Genomic DNA, 16599 nt, shown 5'->3' on the forward strand with positions numbered 1-16599 from the left:
TTATATTTGCTCCTCCACTTCACGACGAGTTGGCATTCCACCTTGGGCTCCAAATTTGGTAACGGACAATGACGCAGCACGATTAGCAAATTTCACACTGTCTGCCAGCGATTTTCCTTCAGCTAATGCCACTGCAAAAGCAGCGTTAAACGTATCTCCTGCACCTGTTGTATCAACGGCTTCTACTTTATAAGTAGGGACCAAGACTTCCTGTTCTCCGTCGAAGAACCGTACACCGTTGCTGCCCTCAGTCACAAACAGCTTGTTGGGATATTTGCGCAGCGCTTCTTGAAGGCTCATATCCTTAAACATTATGGCAGCTTCATGCTCATTAGGCGTAATGTAGGTCGCATTCGCAATTACGCTGTCATCCACCTCACGAGCCGGAGCTGGATTCAGCAACAAGGGAACCTGATACTTCGCACAAATTTCGCTTACATAAACAACCGTTTCCGACGGTATTTCCTGTTGAATTAACACAATGTCCGAACTTCGAATGACGTCAAGCGCTTCTTCCACATAGGCGGGTGTCACTTCATTATTTGCTGCTTTTACCACGACAATACTGTTATCACCTTCAGCTAGTACAATATGCGCTGTACCACTTTCCATATGTGTAACCGGTTTCACATAGCCAGTATGAACATGATTTTCTTCAAAATTACTTAAAATCTGGTCCCCAAAATGGTCATCCCCTACTCGTCCAATCATCGTAACGTCGGCTCCGAGTCGTGCTGCGGCTACTGCCTGATTGGCTCCTTTACCTCCAGGTACGGTTGTGAAGCTTTCACCCAATACCGTTTCACCAGCACCGGGACGTTTGGACGAAGTAACTACGAGATCCATAGAACTGCTTCCGATAATCGAAATTTTAGCCATCATTATCCACCCTTCTCGTTGTATCCCGTTCTATAAATTTGACGGGCAATTGTATGCTTGAATAGGTAAGTACTTTCGAATGAAGATTAGGTACACTTGACTTCGTTACTTGCGACTGCTCAATCAACTGAATGAGTAGTCCTGCTGCTTCCCAGCCCATTTCATAAGCAGGCTGTCGGATCGTTGACAAAGGCGGGAATAACAAACTACTTAATGGTATATCATCAAACCCGATAATTTGAACATCATCCGGGATTTTCTTTCCTAATCTATGTGCCTCATGCATCACCGCTGTAGCCACGATATCATTACTTGCGATAACTCCGTCCGTATCGGGATACTTGCTAAACAGCTCTTTGGCCCACGACTCGGCCTCCTTGAACGAAAAGGACGTTGTCTCGACCACATGGTAAGCAATTCCGGATTGCTGAAGCTCTTCAACCGCCCCGCGAAAACGATCTTGTGCTGGACGAATATGTGCAGGGCCCTGCATGACTGTAATTTGCTTGCTGCCGCGTGCAACCATTTCTTGAGCAGCCAAGCAACCGCCATGGGCTCCATCTGCATATACGGAGAGGCTGTCACTGGAAGTTCGATCGAGAAAAACGACCGGGATCTTCAGTTTGGCGTAACAATCGGCATCGGGATCATTGGTAGAAGAAATAACACCAACGACATTATTTTGAACAAAAGTATCCATGTAATCCAATTCTTTTTGGCGATCTTCATCACTATTACCGAAAATAATCCGAAAGTCATTTTCCTGCATTCGATCCTCCACCCCACGAGCTAACAAGGGAAAGTAAGGGTTCGTAATATCCGGCAGCAAAAGACCGATTAATCTAGATTTCTTTTTATACAAAGAACGTGCAACTTCATTAGGCTTGTAATTTAACTGCTTCACAGCAGCCTCAACCTTTCGCCGTGTATCCTCATGCACATATCCAGTTTCATTGATAACTCTGGAAACGGTTGCTACGGAAACCCCTGCAAAGCTGGCGACTTCTTTAATTGTTGTCATAGTGTAGGTTCAACTCCAATGTGTAACCGGTTACACATATAAAATATCACAGCATTAATTTTTTGACAAGCATTAATTATTTGCACGTTAAATCCTTTAGCTTTATAATTCTTATTGTAACTAGTGAAGTTCCACCTTTATACACATTCTAAAGTGAGGAGCAATGCTCCCGGTTACACAATAAAATACGTATACATGGAGGCTTATCCCTGATGAATATTGAAGTTTGGTCTGATTATATGTGTCCGTTCTGTTATATTGGTAAACGCCGTTTGGAGCAAGTGTTACAGAAATTTCCACATCACGATGAGGTGCAATTGACATTTAAGAGTTTCGAATTGAACCCGGGTGCTGTGAGAGATAGTGGTAAAACGATCAATGAAGAACTAGCCGCTAAATATGGGGTCAGTCTGCAAGAGGCTCAGGCTATGAATGATCGAATGAACGAAAATGCACGCTCTGCGGGTCTTGAGTATAATATTCATGCCATGGTGCCGACAAACTCTCTTGATGCTCACCGCTTAACACTTTGGGCTCAAACACAAGGCAAAATGCTGGAGCTGAGCGAGCGCTTATTCCATGCTGTTTTCATCGAAGGCAAGCATACAGGGGATCATGAAGTGCTGGCAGCGCTGGCTACTGAAGTTGGTCTAGATCAAAAGGAAGCGGCTGCTATATTAGCCAGTGACCGTTTTACCGACGAAGTTAGAGCTGATGAAGCCGAAGGCGCTGAGTTGGGTGTTCAGGGTGTACCATTCTTTGTATTTGATCGAAAATTTGCCGTTTCTGGTGCCCAGCCGGAGGAAGTATTTCATGACGCACTTCAAAAAGCATGGGATGAACGCTCACCTTTCACTATGATAAGTGGCAGCTCGTCCAAACAGGATGCAGGTGGTGTATGTACGGATGAGGGTTGTGAACTTCCAGGCCGCGAGAGCTGAACAGTCCTTGAATGAACATTTCCAACTCCCTAAATAAATTTTAAAAAAGCGTGCCAGCCCCCTATTAAACCTGAGGCTGGCACGCTTCTTTATTTTATAACGATTTAATCATTCCGCCATCCACAAGGATGGTGCTCCCTGTCAAATAGGATGAAGCTGAAGACGCCAGAAAAGCAACAACTTTACCGAACTCTTCAGGCTCTCCATACCGCCCCAATGGAATGCCCTCTTCTGCTTGTTTTCGAACCTGATCCGTCGTTTGCTGGGTTTTCTCAGCTCGATGCTCGTCCAAGCTACGCACGCGATCGGTTGCAATTCTCCCCGGTGCTACAGTATGTACCAGAATATTATGAGGAGCCAATTCCAGAGACAATGTTTTCGCCAATCCAGCGACTCCAGTACGTAGCGTATTTGAAATGATTAGTCCCGGAATTGGCTGCTTAACTGAGGAAGAAGCAATATTTAATATCCTACCGCTTTGTTGTTTTTTCATATAGGGTAACACCTCACGGATCAACCGGATATGACTAAGTAAATTTTGTTCAAAGGCCTGCATCCACACTTCATCAGTAAAATCATCAAAGGTACCTGCAGGAGGCCCACCCGCATTGTTAACCAAAATATCAACGGTGCCAAACAAATCAGCTGTACGGCGGATGGCCTGGGAGATATCTTCTGGTTTTGTTACATCGCAAACTACATATTCAACGCGGCCACTCGCTGTTTCCAGTAATTCCGCCTGCGTCCGCTGAAGCTCTGCTTCGTTCCGTCCTGAAATGATGACATTCGCACCCTCGCGTGCCAGCTCCCGTGCGCTTGCCTTGCCGAGTCCTTTACTGGAACCTGCAACAAAGGCTGCTTTTCCCGTTAATCCTAAATCCATCTATAACACTCCCTTTTGTCAGTGTTCTCTATTTAATTGTACACATGACCAGCACATAATGCGAATAGCTTGGTAGTATCATGAAGGCTATCTATCCTCTCACCATTAAAAAGAATACGGAATCATTCATTGCAAGGTAAAACAAAAAGGCCTGACATTTAGTCAGGGGCCCTTTTTGTTTACAAAATATTTGTTACAGCACGTTATGATGTTGATGCAGGTGTTGTTGGCTGCTCGTATACAACAACGGACTGGCTCTCAGGCTCCCATTTAACATTTGTCCCCAAGGCCTCTCCGATTACCCTTACAGGTACCATTGTCGTCCCATCCACTATGGATGCTGGCTGCTCGATAGAATACGGCTGACCGTTAATATATGCTTTCGGACTGTTAACAAATAATTTGACGGACACGCCGTTACGGGTGACAGTAACAGCCTTTTCTTTCGGATCCCAGGAAACCTTTGCATCCAAAGCTTCGGAAGCTGTTCTAAACGGAACAAGTGTGGTCCCATTGCGGTTAATCGGTTTGGCGTCGTATTCTTCACCATTCACGAACAGCTTCATACCCGACGGCCGTCCGGCCTTCTTCGAGAATTCACCCAGCTTTTTGTAGCTGTCCAGATCGGACACATTAGCCAGTACCGCCTCCTCCTGCATGTAAACGGCATCTGTCACATTTCCGTTTTCAGCCAGTAGCTCAGCTGCCTCAGTCAGTGCTTTACCAGAATTCCGGATCAATTCAAGTTCAGCAACCTGCTCCGAAGTCAAACGGTCCGGGTATTTCGTAAGCAGCAGATTCGCAATAACCGCTCCTGCCGGCTTATCCTTCGTATTTTCTACCGCGTGAAGCAGACCCTTGTAACCGTTGCGTCCCTTGTGACCATTATGGTCTTTGGACCCCCCGTATGTATCATCCGTTACTGCAACAGGTTCAGTTTTTCTGATTTCTGCGTGTTTGTCTTTTTTACTGTTTTCATCCTTTTTACCGGATGCTTTGTCCTTTTGTTTTTTGGACTGATCATTGTCTGAGTCATGGGGATTGATTAGCTCTTCCCCGCTCTTTTCATTCCCGTCTTTAACAGACGTCTTTGCTTCCTGTTTGTTCCCCTGATCATTTCCGCGTCCCTGCTTTGCTTCAGCGGTTCCCGCTGCCAATCCCAAGACCAGTATACACGCTAGTAAAGCTGTCCAAGTGTTTTTCATGATGCGATTCCTCCTTATAGTAAACACCGGGCTCAATCGTCCCTAGATGTATTAACGGTTTCTCTAAGCTGATTTTTTATCTTTTTTTATTTAATGTGTGAGACACCACTATAGCTGCAGTCCAGATTACCAAAACCACTATAAAATTTTATTATACGCCTAACCTATTTACACAGTATAATGAGAAAATGCCCATGCATTTATAAGAAACAGCCTTTACATTCGCATAATAGAAAGAAGATGAAACAGACATGTTCGGCACCATTCTTTTGGACGTTGTTTTACCTATTTTTGTACTTATCGGTTTTGGTTGTATCATGCAATATTATTTTCGACTGGATTTGTATACCTTAGCTAAAATCAATTTTTATTATATCACCCCCGCAGTTGTGTTTACGGGTCTATATCACTCGGAAATTTCTTTAATGCTCATGGGTGAGGTTTCACTTTTTTATGCCTTGTACATAGCTATTCTGTACGTAATCAGTACTACCGTCGCCAGATCGCTGAAATACAGCCCTGGAATGCGTGGAGCTTTTACAAACAGTGTAATGCTAGATAATTCAGGAAATTATGGTCTACCAATCAATCAGTTAGTGTTCAAAGGTGATCCGCTAGCCATTTCCGTTCAGGCTCTGATTATGACCTTTCAAAGCTTTGTTACATTTACATACGGTACTTTTGTTGTACAGAACGGTAAGGCTAACACTCGAAAAATTTTAATTAATTTTTTGAAAATGCCTGTACCTTATGCACTTGCACTAGGTTTGCTCCTAAATCTGTTGCATAGTCCGTTGCCTAATTTACTGGCTGAACCTTTGAAATATATTAGTCAGTCGATGGTTGCCGTGGCTCTGCTTACTTTGGGAGCACAAATTGTGCAATATCCCTTTCGCTTGCGCCGTACAGCCGTGTACATCAGTATGGTACTACGCCTGATTGCTGGTCCAATAGTCGGTTTTATGCTTGTCTTGCTGCTGGGTCTTAAGGGGATTCCCGCTCAAGCCTTGCTCATTGCATCGGGTATGCCTACCGGAGTTAATACAAGTATTTTGGCGGAAGAATATAAAAATGAACCCGATTTTGCCGCACAAACAGTATTACTTTCAACGATTATGAATGTCATTACGATGACACTGTTAATTTCAGTATCCCGGCATCTTGTTTGAGGTGTATGATAATATAAAAAATGGATTAGAGACGCTTTTTGTCTAAGGACAGGAGCGTTTCTTTTTCGAGATAAAAGAACATACGTTCCTGTTTGTGCTTCTTTTTTCTACTTAAGGTGGTGTGTTTGTTTTGTGGAGATCGTATGCGAGAAAGAGTTTTTTTCTATTGTTAATTTTTCATATAGTGAAATAATTATATTATCTAATTTGAATCTCTATTAGTTGCTGTTTTCAACTTGTCGTTGCTTTTTCCTAAAAAAAGAATGCGGGACAACAAGGTCATCAAAATAAAGCCAGCTCACTCATTAGAGTGGCTGACTTAGGATTATTCTTATTAAGGTTTAGGGCTCAATTCCCCATTGCTTGCTTCCAGACAGATAAGCGGTTATTTTAGCAGAATCTTGTAAACTGTTTGCTGTAGGATTAAATGAATAATCATCGGTCTGTGTGTAACTACTCCAGTCCTCTTTGGATATCCGGGTTTGCAAATCCACACTTTGACCAGGCTCTAAAGAACCCGCAGCCGATTTAAACCCAATTTCTGCATAAGAGTCTGCCCCTGGCTTCGCATTGGATAATGTTTTGAAGCTAGCAATCACATTCCCTGTACCGACGCTCGACCAATCCGTGAAGAAATTTTGTGTTTTCTCCCCGTTAATGGTGTAATAATAACGCAATGTCACATCTGCTAGGGAAATGGATGAGGTTCCCGTATTGGTTATTTTAAATTTGGAACTGATTGTATTGCTTGTGGTGGATACATTCCCATTGAAGGTTTGCACCTTCAGAACGCCCTCGCCTGTTCCTGGCTCACTTGGCGTATCCCCTTTCACCGTAATCGTAAACAACGCATCATTGCCTGTACTAAAATGGAAGTTTAGTGCTGTCTCTCCTTTAGGAAGTTTAGATAAATACTTGTTGGAAAGAACGACTGTATCCTCACTAAGCGTATAATCTTCACCTTTGTTCAACACCACACTCCCCTGCTTGATCGCTTCCAGCGTATTGCCGTTAAGTGTTAGCTTGACAGTAATATCTGTATTGTTGTTATTCCCTCCATAGGTTGCAGTCGTTGGTGTAATACTTGCTTGCCCGGTAGATGGCTGATCACCACCCACACGATCTGCCACCAGAATGCCGCGGCCATTCGTTCCCAGATAAGCACGTCCATAAACCCGCGGGTCCCCAATAATTTTGGTCACTCGAGCATATTGATGTTTGTCATCATTAATGCGCGCCCAGTTTGCACCAGCATCGTCCGATCGGTAAAATCCACGTGTACCATCTATTTTACCAACGATAAATACCGCTGCATACGTGCGGTTCGGCGCTGCCTTACCAAAGCCTACAAAATCCGCTTCCTGCACATTAGAGAGCTTGGTGAACGTAGCGCCGGAATCGTTGGAATGCCATAAACCATATGGCCCCCCATCCTCGGTGCCTCCGGCGAACCACACATCTCCTTCTGCTCCTCGTACAGCATCAATATCAGCATTGCCTGCTGTCGGTAAGCCAGTTACCGCTGAAGGCGTAAAGGATACGCCACCATTGGTGCTCACATATATTTTCCCGGAGGCAAATGCGTAATATTTATTAGGGTTCACTCGGTCAGAGACGATCTTTGCATTCGCTGGAATCCCTGTGCTTGCTGTCCATGAGTTGCCACCAGTTTTGGAGTAGAACACACCTTTGTCTGAGGTACTCCACAGCAAGCCATTACCATCTGCTGCTACAGCGATGCTGCCCCCTCCTGCTGTACCAGAAGGCTCGCTATTTGCCTTATACCAGTTGGCTCCACCATCATTGGAAATACCGATGGATTTGGCATTTGGATCTTTTTTATAATCCGCTTTACCTACCCGAGCCATAAAAGAAGGATTCAGCTCGGCATAATCAATACTTTCGCTGCTTGTAAAAGTCGGATTATCCAGCATTTTAGCTGGAGCCTTGAATAAATCGTCATGTCTGAATCCAGAGACATCACCTACTGCGCTCACCAAAGGCGCGCCGGTTGGAGGGCTCACCAGATCCAAAATCGCCGTTTCCTCTACCCCTTTAGCGGCTACTGAAATATCCAGCTTTCCGCCTTTATCCCAATTGGTTAGATTTTTAGAGCCATAAATCGTAGCTCCGGTGCCGTACAACATATGGTCTGAATTAAATGGATCTATCTCCAGATCACCGATCATCCACCCCAGCTTGGGCGATACTTCCGGTGGAGCCGGGTTGGCATTGAAAGTCAGCCAAGGTGCACCGCTTATATCCAGATTATATTTCAGCTTGCGAGACGGATAACCATCAAATTCCCAAATAGGACTCCAGGTTGCCCCACTGTCCGTGCTGCGGTAAATCGTTTCATCCGGCCACCAGGCATTCAACGTAGCAACCATAAGTGTACCTGGCTTCTGGGCATCCACCGTCAGTCCACCATATCCAAAATGATTGTCCGCGCTACTGCTACCTATGGGGCTAATGTTAGTCCACTGCCCGCTGGCTGTATTCAATTTCCACAGTTCACCCTTTGTTCCGTCATATGGACCGGCTCCATCGCTATAAGAAATATATAGATTGCTGTCCGTTGATAACACACCGTGATGTGGCAAATAGCCCGTAGGCTGTCCCGCTATAGCAGACCAGGTTGTCCCGCCATCTGTACTGCGATAGACACTTTGCTTTTTATCTGCTACACCTACATAGATCGTCTGCGTTGCTTTACTCGAAGAGCCTGTTTTTTTGTCAAAGGTGATCCAGGCTAAACCGACAATGTCGCTGGTATATTCATTGGAAGGGTCCTGTACATACGTCCCTGGATTTGGGAAACTGCTCACCTTGCTCCAAGTTGCTCCAAAATCAGAGCTTTTCCATAGTCCATTACCACTTCGAGCTCCAAAGAACAAAATATTATTCCTATTTGGATCAATCGTCAGACGTTCCCCCATCGAGCGCCCCGGCATATTGCCCCCCACCTTAAAAGGAAGCTTGGTCGTCTGCCACGTATTGCCCCTGTCGGTGGAACGCATAATTTGCCCGTTTTGTTTATCCCATGAATTAGTATACGTACCTGTAGCTATATATACACGGTTTGGATCAACAGGATCAGTTGCTAGTGCATCGACACCATTTTTGTTCCAATCCTCCCAGCCCACAGAATCCGTCAGCGGAATCCAGCTCTCATTGGCAGCATTCCACCGGTAAGCCCCTCCAATATCTGTACGTGCATAGATCAGGTCTTTTTCCGTTTCATTAAAAATAATGCCAGGTACAAAACCACCACCTCCACCCGTAACGACACTTTTCCAACTGTAATCGTCACTTGAAGCAGCATGAGTCGGCGCTATCATTCCTGTCCAGGAAGCACCCGCTACCACAAGCGCCAAACAAGCAATCTTCAACCTGTTTTTTGCCTTAGTCAATGAATTCAACCTCCTTCTTCATAATCATTTGAATATACGAATTCGTTCCTATCGTTATCGTTGCTTCTCACAATTCTGACAAATGTTCTCTTAGACTCACCCCCATTCATCCCAATAAATATAGTGCAACACCCAATTTGTTATCGCTTACACTGTTGTCATGCTCAATAGATTCGTCATCTTTTTTTCATTTCCTTGTACGAAAAATCAAGATCATGCGATATTATCTCCTGCTCCGCAGCTTATAGTATGAGGTTTAGACTTCCTTCAGAGTTAACACCTTTTATTTATTTCTATTATGAATTTTTCACATAGTGAATTAATTACTTTATTTTCATTCTTTATGGGTGTCAAAATACTTGGATTTACAACAAAAAAACCGCGCTATGCGCGGTTCCAGCTTCCGTTACTTCCGTTAATACTGGCTTTAGTCATAAACAAATGCATATTATTGCAAGTATTCAAGCGCCAGAGCTAAAAAAATATGCCCTGAGACGAGCAATGCCCGCTCATCAAAATCAAAGTGAGGATGGTGATGAGCAAAATGCGTTCGTTCATCCTCATTACGGGCACCTACATGAATGAAGGCTCCCGGTCGTTGCTCCAAATAATAGGCAAAATCCTCTGCTCCCATGACCGGCTTCAAATCCAAAAAAGCGTCTGCTCCATACAGTCTGCCGATGAGCTCGCGTACACGCTCCGTTTCGGCTTCGGCATTCACCAAAGAAGGATAGCCATTCAAATAGTCCATTTCGTATCCGGCATGATAAGCCTCAGTCAACCCCTTGACGATACTGCGAATTTCATTCTCGACTTCCTTACGCACTTCCTTATTAAACGTACGTACAGTCCCTTCAATTTTGGCCTTATCTGCAATCACATTAAAGGCAGTTCCAGCTTGAAATACCCCAATTGTTAACACTGCTGATTCAATAGGGTCCACCCTGCGACTAACCACCTGCTGCAACCCGTTCACAATTTGACTGCCGATAACAATAGAGTCTACCGTCTGGTGCGGTCGTGCGCCATGCCCGCCTTTACCGTTGATCTGGATCGTAAACGCGTCGACAGCCGCCATCGCAGGCCCACTCTTTAATCCAATTTTACCAAAAGGAATTTCAGACGCGAGGTGAATACCGTATACCGCCTCTACCCCTTCCAGACAGCCATCCTCAATCATAAACTTGGCTCCGCCAGGCGGTTTTTCTTCTGCATGTTGAAAAATAAACACAAGCTTTCCCTTCAGCGCCTCACGGTTATGGCTCAACACGCGTGCCACTCCAAGTAATGCAGCCGTGTGACCATCATGCCCGCAGGCATGCATAACACCCGGAACGGTCGATTTATAAGGCACTTCCTTTTCATCCTGAATAGGAAGTGCATCAAAATCAGCACGAAATGCAATCGTTCTACCTGGCTGACCGCCTTCTAAAAACCCGAGCACACCGTTTCCACCCACATTCGTTCTTACCTCAATACCAAAAGAGCGCAATTGATCGGCGATAAAAGCAGATGTATTCGTTTCTTCAAAAGAAAGCTCGGGATGCTGATGTAGATGTCTTCTCCACGCAATCAGCTCTTGTTCACCATCTTTTAATTCCTGAACCCATTTTTCTAGCATAATACCCTCTTTTCCTATTGAATTTATATGCTTCTATCCTTATCTTACCATGAACAGCCTGTAGAATGTAGCTCTCTTATCATAGAAGACTTGAATTTACAACAAAAAAGAGCCGATAGGATACTCTCCCCAACTCTTTTTCATTACTAACTTATCTATTTAGAATTTTTCAGGTATTGAAAAACTGACTAATGTTTCCTCTTACGGGATGTGTCTGTTCCCTGTACTCACCTTTCGTATAGCTTCCAATCACCTTACGCCAAAAGGATTGTGCCGGCCTATTCGTACTCATCTGGGTCACCTTCCAGCGTCCGTTAAAACGTCCAAACAGCTCATGAGCCGCCCAAGTCCCAACCCCATTATGCCGATAAGGACGAAGTACAAAGAACTCAGCCATGTAGTAGTCAGCTTCTCGATTGCTGGACATTCGGTCAACGAGTGCAAAGCCCACAGGAACATCCTGTCTCCAAATCAGAAAAGGCAACTTCTGTTCGCCGCTCGTCCAATATTGATACAAGTCTGGATAAGCCGGGAATGTCCCCTTCTCAGTGACATCAATTCGCAGATAGGCTGTAAAATCGTATAAATAAAATTGCATGAGCTGTACAATAATGTCCTTTTGCGACTCCGGTACACTCTTAATAGACAGCTTCAGTTCCGATTTGATATTATACCCCATACTTTCACCTCTCTTGGCGGTTCAATCCGTTCTTTAACTTCGAATTACATCCCATCCAGTGCTGTTCAAAATATGCTAAAATACATATATATTATGACCGGACGAGGTGGAACCCAATGAATATACAAAAGATCATCGACCGGCGCAAACTAGATGAAAAAATGCCGGGATTACCATGGTACGTGCAGCAATTTATGGATTATAAGCTGCCCGACCTGTCCCCTTCCACACTACTAGAATATGTGCGGGATTACGAAGCTTTCTTTTCATGGCTTCGCTCGGAAGGCTTGTCTGCCGGAGAAACGAATGCCCAAGTTACACTTGAAGAGTTGGAGACACTTCACATGGACAGTATTACAGGCTTTCGATTATTTCTGTCTACTAAGCTCGAAGGCTCCAACTCCCGTATAACCATTTCACGTAAGCTGTCGTCTCTGCGTTCGCTTTTTCATTATTTAAGTCAGATCGCTGAGGATGAAAATTTTTATCCATTGCTCAAACGCAACATTATGGCCAAGGTCGAAATCAAGCGTATACATAAACCCAAGGATACGGCGGCCAAGCTTAAAGGTAAAATACTGGAAGAGGAAGAATTGCTTGAATTCATCGGCTATATTTATGAAGGCTATGGTCAGGATTTGGCCGATAATAAGCAGGCGCTATACTCCTATGAACTAAATAAGGAACGGGATGCCTGCATCGCCAGCCTCATTTTGAACTCAGGCCTGCGCGTATCTGAAATCGTCAATCTGAATCTGGATGATTTAGACATAAACAATAAATTATTATATGTGTATCGCAAAGGCAATAACGACGAAACCTTTAAAACGCCGGTGTATTTCCGCGAGCAATCCAAAGATGATCTCGTACTTTATTTGTCCCTGAGACATACCCGTTACCGCGCTCCAAAAAAAGAAAAGGCTCTCTTTGTCACACGTCCTAACGGGAGTACAGAAGGCAAACGGATGACCAAAAGAGCGATTCAGGCAATGATCATAAAGTACGCCAAGCGTTTCGGTAAGCCTTACCTTACCGTGCATAAGCTTCGTCATTCCTTTGCTACTGATTATTATTTACAAAATGATATTTACAAAACAAAGGAACAACTGGGGCACGCTTCGACAGAAACAACAGAAGTGTATGCCCACCTGACTGACAAAACCATGTCCCAGGCGATCGAACGGCGGGTAGAGACTCTAAGCGACTCAGCCGATTGATGTCTCACCCCTGCTTATTCCTCATTCCTTCTATCTGCTTTTGAATCTGTTCGAGTAGCCAGCGGCCTGCGGGTCCGTTGGCCTCAGCAGGAAATATTTGTATCATTTCATCTGAGTAGTGACGTTGAGCCCAATCCATTTGATGCTCCCAAACCGCTACCCCCTGTACATTTGTCAGCTTAACGGTAAGCTGAGCATCCGATTGTTCCTTAACCATGACCAGCTTCGGATAATCCTCCTGCTTGAAGCCTTCCAGCAACACACAATCATAGGCCTGAAAATGCCGTATCAGACTGGTGACAGGCTGACTATTCTCCTCTAAAATAGCTGTTCTTCCAGCCGAAACAATAGCTACGCCTTCAGCACCCGCCTGTCGGTGCTTATACGTATCAGTACCCTCATGATCCATTTCAAATTCATGTCCATCATGCTTGATCACTGCTACGCGTAGACCTGACTTCTGCACATAACGAATTAACCCTCCGAGAAAGGTCGTTTTCCCCGTATTTTTGAATCCGACGATTTGACATACAAATGGATGTTTCGTATTCACGTTACCTGTCCACCTTGTAATACCAGTACGCGCACCTCTTCACCTTTGCGTAATCCTTCTGTTGTAGGAGGAATCACGATCAGACAGTCGCTGTCCTTAATGGTCACCATGACACTAGATTCATCTGCTCGCGCAGGAATCGCGTATACTTGTCCACCACGTATCTCCAAAGAGCTGCGTACAAAGCGTGTATAGTTGTTTACCTTCGTATAATCTGCGCCTAACTTCGCCGTCCAGGTTTGTAAATATGGATGTGCCGAAGATAACATCATTTGGATCGTCGGCCGTACAAACAGCTCACAGCCTACAAAGCACGCACCGGGGTTGCCTGAAAGCGCAAATAACAGCTTGCCGTCAATCACTGCGGCTGTGGTCACACTTCCTGGACGCATCGTAACTTTGTTGAACAGCATATTCACATCTTCCTGTCGTACCAGGTCACCCATAATATCAAAATCCCCCACCGATACTCCTCCACTCGTGACCACGATATCATAGGCAGCTATGGCTTTACGTACAGAGATACGGGCAAGACTCAAATCATCATGAATGGCTTGTAAAATGAACGGCTCTCCTCCTGCCTCTCTGATTTGAGAAGCCAGCATATATGTATTACTGTTTCGAATTTTTCCCGGTTGTAACGGCTCATCCACTGCGAGCAATTCTGACCCTGTGGAAAAGACAGCCACCCTTGGCTTCCTGTAAACAGGCACCCGATGTACACCAAAAGTAGCCAGTACTGAGACATGCCCCGCTCCCACGCAAGTTCCCTTACTGAGCAAAAGCTGACCTTCCTTAATCTCATGACCAATTTGTGTCACATTTTTGCCAACTTCCATACGCTTCTTCAAGCCAACATATGTCTGTCCATTTTCCTCACGCAGCTGTGTCGCCTCCAGCATAACCACCGTGTCCGCTCCTTCAGGTAGTTGTGCTCCTGTCATGATGCGGGCTGCCATTCCCGTCTCCACCCGCTTGTCCGATACAGTGCCACAAGGAATTTCATCAATCACGTGTAGCCAGATTTCCTGACCGGTCGAACAGACTTCAGTGTCCGAGGCAAGGATCGCATAGCCGTCCATACCAGAACGACGAAAGCGGGGATACGGATGTGGCGCAGTCAAATCCATCGCCAGATAGCGACCATGTGCTTGCTCAAGCCCTACGTCCTCCCTTTCACCCTGTTTAACATGACTAGCTATCCTGCTTTGTGCCTCTTCCACCTGAACTGCTTTACGCTGGAATTTTTCTGCGTTTAATGATGTATGATTCATATTTTCACTCCGTTCTTCTTAAATGCCCTCTTTCTGTTATAACGCTAAAACCGTTATCTGGCAAATCCAAACGGTATTTATTGAATTGCTCCAAGTCTTTATCCGCCAAAAAACAGCCTGGATATCATATCGCGGCTGTTTTTGGTAGATTTCAGTTTTTAATTTTGCGTATCATCCGGTCATTTCTCTATTTTATTAGTTTATATTAATTTTTCCGAAATAGATTGAATCTATTGAAACCTCATATAACGAGGACATTTGCTGTGCTCGAGCTATTGTTAAATCGGATGAATCTTCCTCTATATGTTTTAATTCATTCATTGACATACCAAGTATATTGCAAGCTATTAACTCACTATATCCTGAAGCGAGTCGTGCCATCTTTATTGTATAAAAGCTAGTGCAAGTTACATTTTCATTTTTATCTGCAACCATCCAATCAACTCCACAATATAATTGATAAAAAAGTAATTTACCTGTATACTCTGAACGAAACACTTTTCCCCTGTTAGGAGCAAGTAAGGTGCAAAAACTTACTCGGGGGAAATGCCTTTTGAAAGAGGAACTCAAATCTCATGGACGCACTCAATCATGGCTCGCCCGACGAACTGGATATTCGCGGCAACAAATATCCAACTGGATCGCGGGACGTGACAAAATGTCATTCGAGGCGGCAGTCCTCATTTCTAGGATATTGGAGTGTAAAGCTGAGGACTTATATGAGTGGGAACTTGCCTGACAAACAGGCATTTCCTTCGGGGCATTTGTACATGCCGGCATTTACAATATATATCCCGCTTTCACCCTCCTTTTCTTATATGTAGATTGTTTTCACCTTTATTTAAAAGATTGTTATTTTTTTCATAATCAATTTTATCACATGGAAAATGATTAAAAACGGGAAATATGTCGAATTAAATCGAACCCGTCCGGCTTATCCTAGTCTAACTGATTATTGACTTATTCATTTAAATCTGGTAACAAAAATGACCCCTGAATTTTCATGGGTCATTTCCACAGTTTTTTAAGCGCTTTAAGTTTATTATGAGACATCGAGCAAGTGAAGTCAGATCCTTCGAATCGTACCAGCCCTCCAAATGCGTTAGACTCAATTTCACAAACCAAGTCAAGATTTATCAGGGTATCTTTATAAGCTGGATATAGATACGGAAAAGCTTCCCTGCAAGCCTGTGCGGTTAGCCCGATTGTATAAGAACGATCTCCAGAGTTGAAACGCGGGACATAATAATTTTTTTTAGGTTCCCACATATCCACACTATGCATATTCATTACCTTAAAAAAACCGCTCACTGCTGCCTTACCCACTACCTTAATTTCCGATCCGAAAATATAACGAAATTCTCTATCGGCATTCATTGCATCTGCATATATTTGTTTCCACCGAGATAAATTTGCTGAATTTATACTTTCCTTAATATCATGATTTTTAAAAACAACCTGCCCCCCTCCATAATCTCCCGTAATGATCTTGTCCACTTGTGTGATGTTAACCAAATTAGATCCGTCCAAATTGCAAAAAGTGGGTAAGCCTACGGAACATTCATGGAGGGTGGTGGGAACTGTAAATCTTCCATGAGAAGTATGAAAAAGCGGAATGTGATAATTGCTTTTAGGCTTCCACAATTCAATCGCAACTAGGTGATTCTCACAAAAAAAAGAGCAATCTCCAAGTGAATTGTCATCAAGCAATGGAGTGGCTAGGATTCGCTTTCCCTCTTCCATT

At 44.2% G+C, this 16599-nt stretch carries 15 protein-coding genes; 4 read left to right on the top strand and 11 right to left on the bottom strand.

What is annotated here, in order from left to right:
• Positions 1-879 carry a ribokinase gene (gene rbsK / locus G9G53_RS07525; protein WP_029517483.1) on the bottom strand — a complete coding sequence of 293 codons (879 nt, stop codon included), beginning with the start codon at positions 877-879 and terminating at the stop codon, positions 1-3.
• Entirely contained in the window at positions 872-1900 is a 1029-nt protein-coding gene (locus G9G53_RS07530; protein WP_029517482.1) for a LacI family DNA-binding transcriptional regulator, read from the bottom strand. The genes rbsK and G9G53_RS07530 overlap by 8 nt, the downstream gene beginning before the upstream one ends.
• A gap of 212 nt (positions 1901-2112) precedes the next feature.
• On the opposite strand from G9G53_RS07530, the gene G9G53_RS07535 reads away from it, so the two are divergent.
• A complete protein-coding gene (locus G9G53_RS07535) occupies positions 2113-2841 on the top strand; it encodes a DsbA family oxidoreductase (RefSeq protein ID WP_029517481.1) in 729 nt (242 codons plus the stop codon).
• 94 nt (positions 2842-2935) lie between these two features.
• Here G9G53_RS07535 and G9G53_RS07540 read toward each other — a convergent pair whose 3' ends face one another.
• Complete coding sequence (locus tag G9G53_RS07540; protein ID WP_029517480.1) at positions 2936-3724, bottom strand: SDR family oxidoreductase; 789 nt, start codon at positions 3722-3724, stop codon at positions 2936-2938.
• 203 nt (positions 3725-3927) lie between these two features.
• Entirely contained in the window at positions 3928-4929 is a 1002-nt protein-coding gene (locus G9G53_RS07545; RefSeq protein ID WP_029517479.1) for a copper amine oxidase N-terminal domain-containing protein, read from the bottom strand.
• Between the two features lie 251 nt (positions 4930-5180).
• On the opposite strand from G9G53_RS07545, the gene G9G53_RS07550 reads away from it, so the two are divergent.
• Positions 5181-6098, top strand: coding sequence for an AEC family transporter (locus G9G53_RS07550; protein ID WP_165146581.1), 918 nt, complete (start codon positions 5181-5183; stop codon positions 6096-6098).
• A 341-nt stretch (positions 6099-6439) separates the two neighbouring features.
• Here the strand turns inward: G9G53_RS07550 and G9G53_RS07555 are convergent, their stop codons facing one another.
• From G9G53_RS07555 to G9G53_RS07565, 3 genes are all read right to left on the bottom strand, one after another.
• On the bottom strand, positions 6440-9511 hold the full coding sequence (locus G9G53_RS07555) for a X2-like carbohydrate binding domain-containing protein (protein ID WP_165146584.1): 3072 nt from the start codon (positions 9509-9511) through the stop codon (positions 6440-6442).
• 448 nt (positions 9512-9959) lie between these two features.
• On the bottom strand, positions 9960-11132 hold the full coding sequence (locus G9G53_RS07560; protein ID WP_069011749.1) for a M20 metallopeptidase family protein: 1173 nt from the start codon (positions 11130-11132) through the stop codon (positions 9960-9962).
• A 169-nt stretch (positions 11133-11301) separates the two neighbouring features.
• Positions 11302-11811, bottom strand: a complete 510-nt coding sequence (locus tag G9G53_RS07565; RefSeq protein ID WP_029517475.1) for a GNAT family N-acetyltransferase — start codon at positions 11809-11811, stop codon at positions 11302-11304.
• 116 nt (positions 11812-11927) lie between these two features.
• On the opposite strand from G9G53_RS07565, the gene xerS reads away from it, so the two are divergent.
• Positions 11928-13028 carry a tyrosine recombinase XerS gene (gene xerS, locus G9G53_RS07570; protein WP_029517474.1) on the top strand — a complete coding sequence of 367 codons (1101 nt, stop codon included), beginning with the start codon at positions 11928-11930 and terminating at the stop codon, positions 13026-13028.
• A gap of 4 nt (positions 13029-13032) precedes the next feature.
• Here the strand turns inward: xerS and mobB are convergent, their stop codons facing one another.
• The 3 genes from mobB to G9G53_RS07585 form a co-directional block, all read right to left on the bottom strand.
• Complete coding sequence (gene mobB, locus G9G53_RS07575) at positions 13033-13581, bottom strand: molybdopterin-guanine dinucleotide biosynthesis protein B (protein WP_039273233.1); 549 nt, start codon at positions 13579-13581, stop codon at positions 13033-13035.
• Positions 13578-14855: a molybdopterin molybdotransferase MoeA gene (locus tag G9G53_RS07580; RefSeq protein WP_165146587.1), complete on the bottom strand. Its 1278-nt coding sequence runs from the start codon at positions 14853-14855 to the stop codon at positions 13578-13580. Before G9G53_RS07580 ends, mobB begins: the two co-directional genes overlap by 4 nt.
• A gap of 195 nt (positions 14856-15050) precedes the next feature.
• Positions 15051-15290: a helix-turn-helix domain-containing protein gene (locus G9G53_RS07585; protein ID WP_029517471.1), complete on the bottom strand. Its 240-nt coding sequence runs from the start codon at positions 15288-15290 to the stop codon at positions 15051-15053.
• Between the two features lie 88 nt (positions 15291-15378).
• On the opposite strand from G9G53_RS07585, the gene G9G53_RS07590 reads away from it, so the two are divergent.
• Positions 15379-15594, top strand: a complete 216-nt coding sequence (locus G9G53_RS07590) for a helix-turn-helix transcriptional regulator (RefSeq protein WP_016820733.1) — start codon at positions 15379-15381, stop codon at positions 15592-15594.
• Positions 15595-15863: 269 nt separating this feature from the next.
• On the opposite strand, the gene G9G53_RS07595 is transcribed toward G9G53_RS07590, so the two are convergent.
• Positions 15864-16598 (bottom strand): hypothetical protein, encoded by a 735-nt coding sequence (locus tag G9G53_RS07595; RefSeq protein ID WP_165146590.1) that lies wholly within the window; start codon positions 16596-16598, stop codon positions 15864-15866.
• Between the last annotated feature and the right edge of the window lies 1 nt (position 16599).

This window comes from Paenibacillus sp. EKM206P (assembly GCF_011066155.1).
In the GTDB taxonomy this organism is placed as follows: Bacteria; Bacillota; Bacilli; order Paenibacillales; family Paenibacillaceae; genus Paenibacillus; species Paenibacillus polymyxa_D.

What these genes read in the sequence shown, in the direction of transcription:
- rbsK (WP_029517483.1), bottom strand. Translation starts at nt 879, where the DNA reads ATGGCTAAAATTTCGATTATCGGAAGCAGTTCTATGGATCTCGTAGTT.
- G9G53_RS07530 (WP_029517482.1), bottom strand. Translation starts at nt 1,900, where the DNA reads ATGACAACAATTAAAGAAGTCGCCAGCTTTGCAGGGGTTTCCGTAGCA.
- G9G53_RS07535 (WP_029517481.1), top strand. Translation starts at nt 2,113, where the DNA reads ATGAATATTGAAGTTTGGTCTGATTATATGTGTCCGTTCTGTTATATT.
- G9G53_RS07540 (WP_029517480.1), bottom strand. Translation starts at nt 3,724, where the DNA reads ATGGATTTAGGATTAACGGGAAAAGCAGCCTTTGTTGCAGGTTCCAGT.
- G9G53_RS07545 (WP_029517479.1), bottom strand. Translation starts at nt 4,929, where the DNA reads ATGAAAAACACTTGGACAGCTTTACTAGCGTGTATACTGGTCTTGGGA.
- G9G53_RS07550 (WP_165146581.1), top strand. Translation starts at nt 5,181, where the DNA reads ATGTTCGGCACCATTCTTTTGGACGTTGTTTTACCTATTTTTGTACTT.
- G9G53_RS07560 (WP_069011749.1), bottom strand. Translation starts at nt 11,132, where the DNA reads ATGCTAGAAAAATGGGTTCAGGAATTAAAAGATGGTGAACAAGAGCTG.
- G9G53_RS07565 (WP_029517475.1), bottom strand. Translation starts at nt 11,811, where the DNA reads ATGGGGTATAATATCAAATCGGAACTGAAGCTGTCTATTAAGAGTGTA.
- xerS (WP_029517474.1), top strand. Translation starts at nt 11,928, where the DNA reads ATGAATATACAAAAGATCATCGACCGGCGCAAACTAGATGAAAAAATG.
- G9G53_RS07580 (WP_165146587.1), bottom strand. Translation starts at nt 14,855, where the DNA reads ATGAATCATACATCATTAAACGCAGAAAAATTCCAGCGTAAAGCAGTT.
- G9G53_RS07585 (WP_029517471.1), bottom strand. Translation starts at nt 15,290, where the DNA reads ATGGTTGCAGATAAAAATGAAAATGTAACTTGCACTAGCTTTTATACA.
- G9G53_RS07595 (WP_165146590.1), bottom strand. Translation starts at nt 16,598, where the DNA reads ATGGAAGAGGGAAAGCGAATCCTAGCCACTCCATTGCTTGATGACAAT.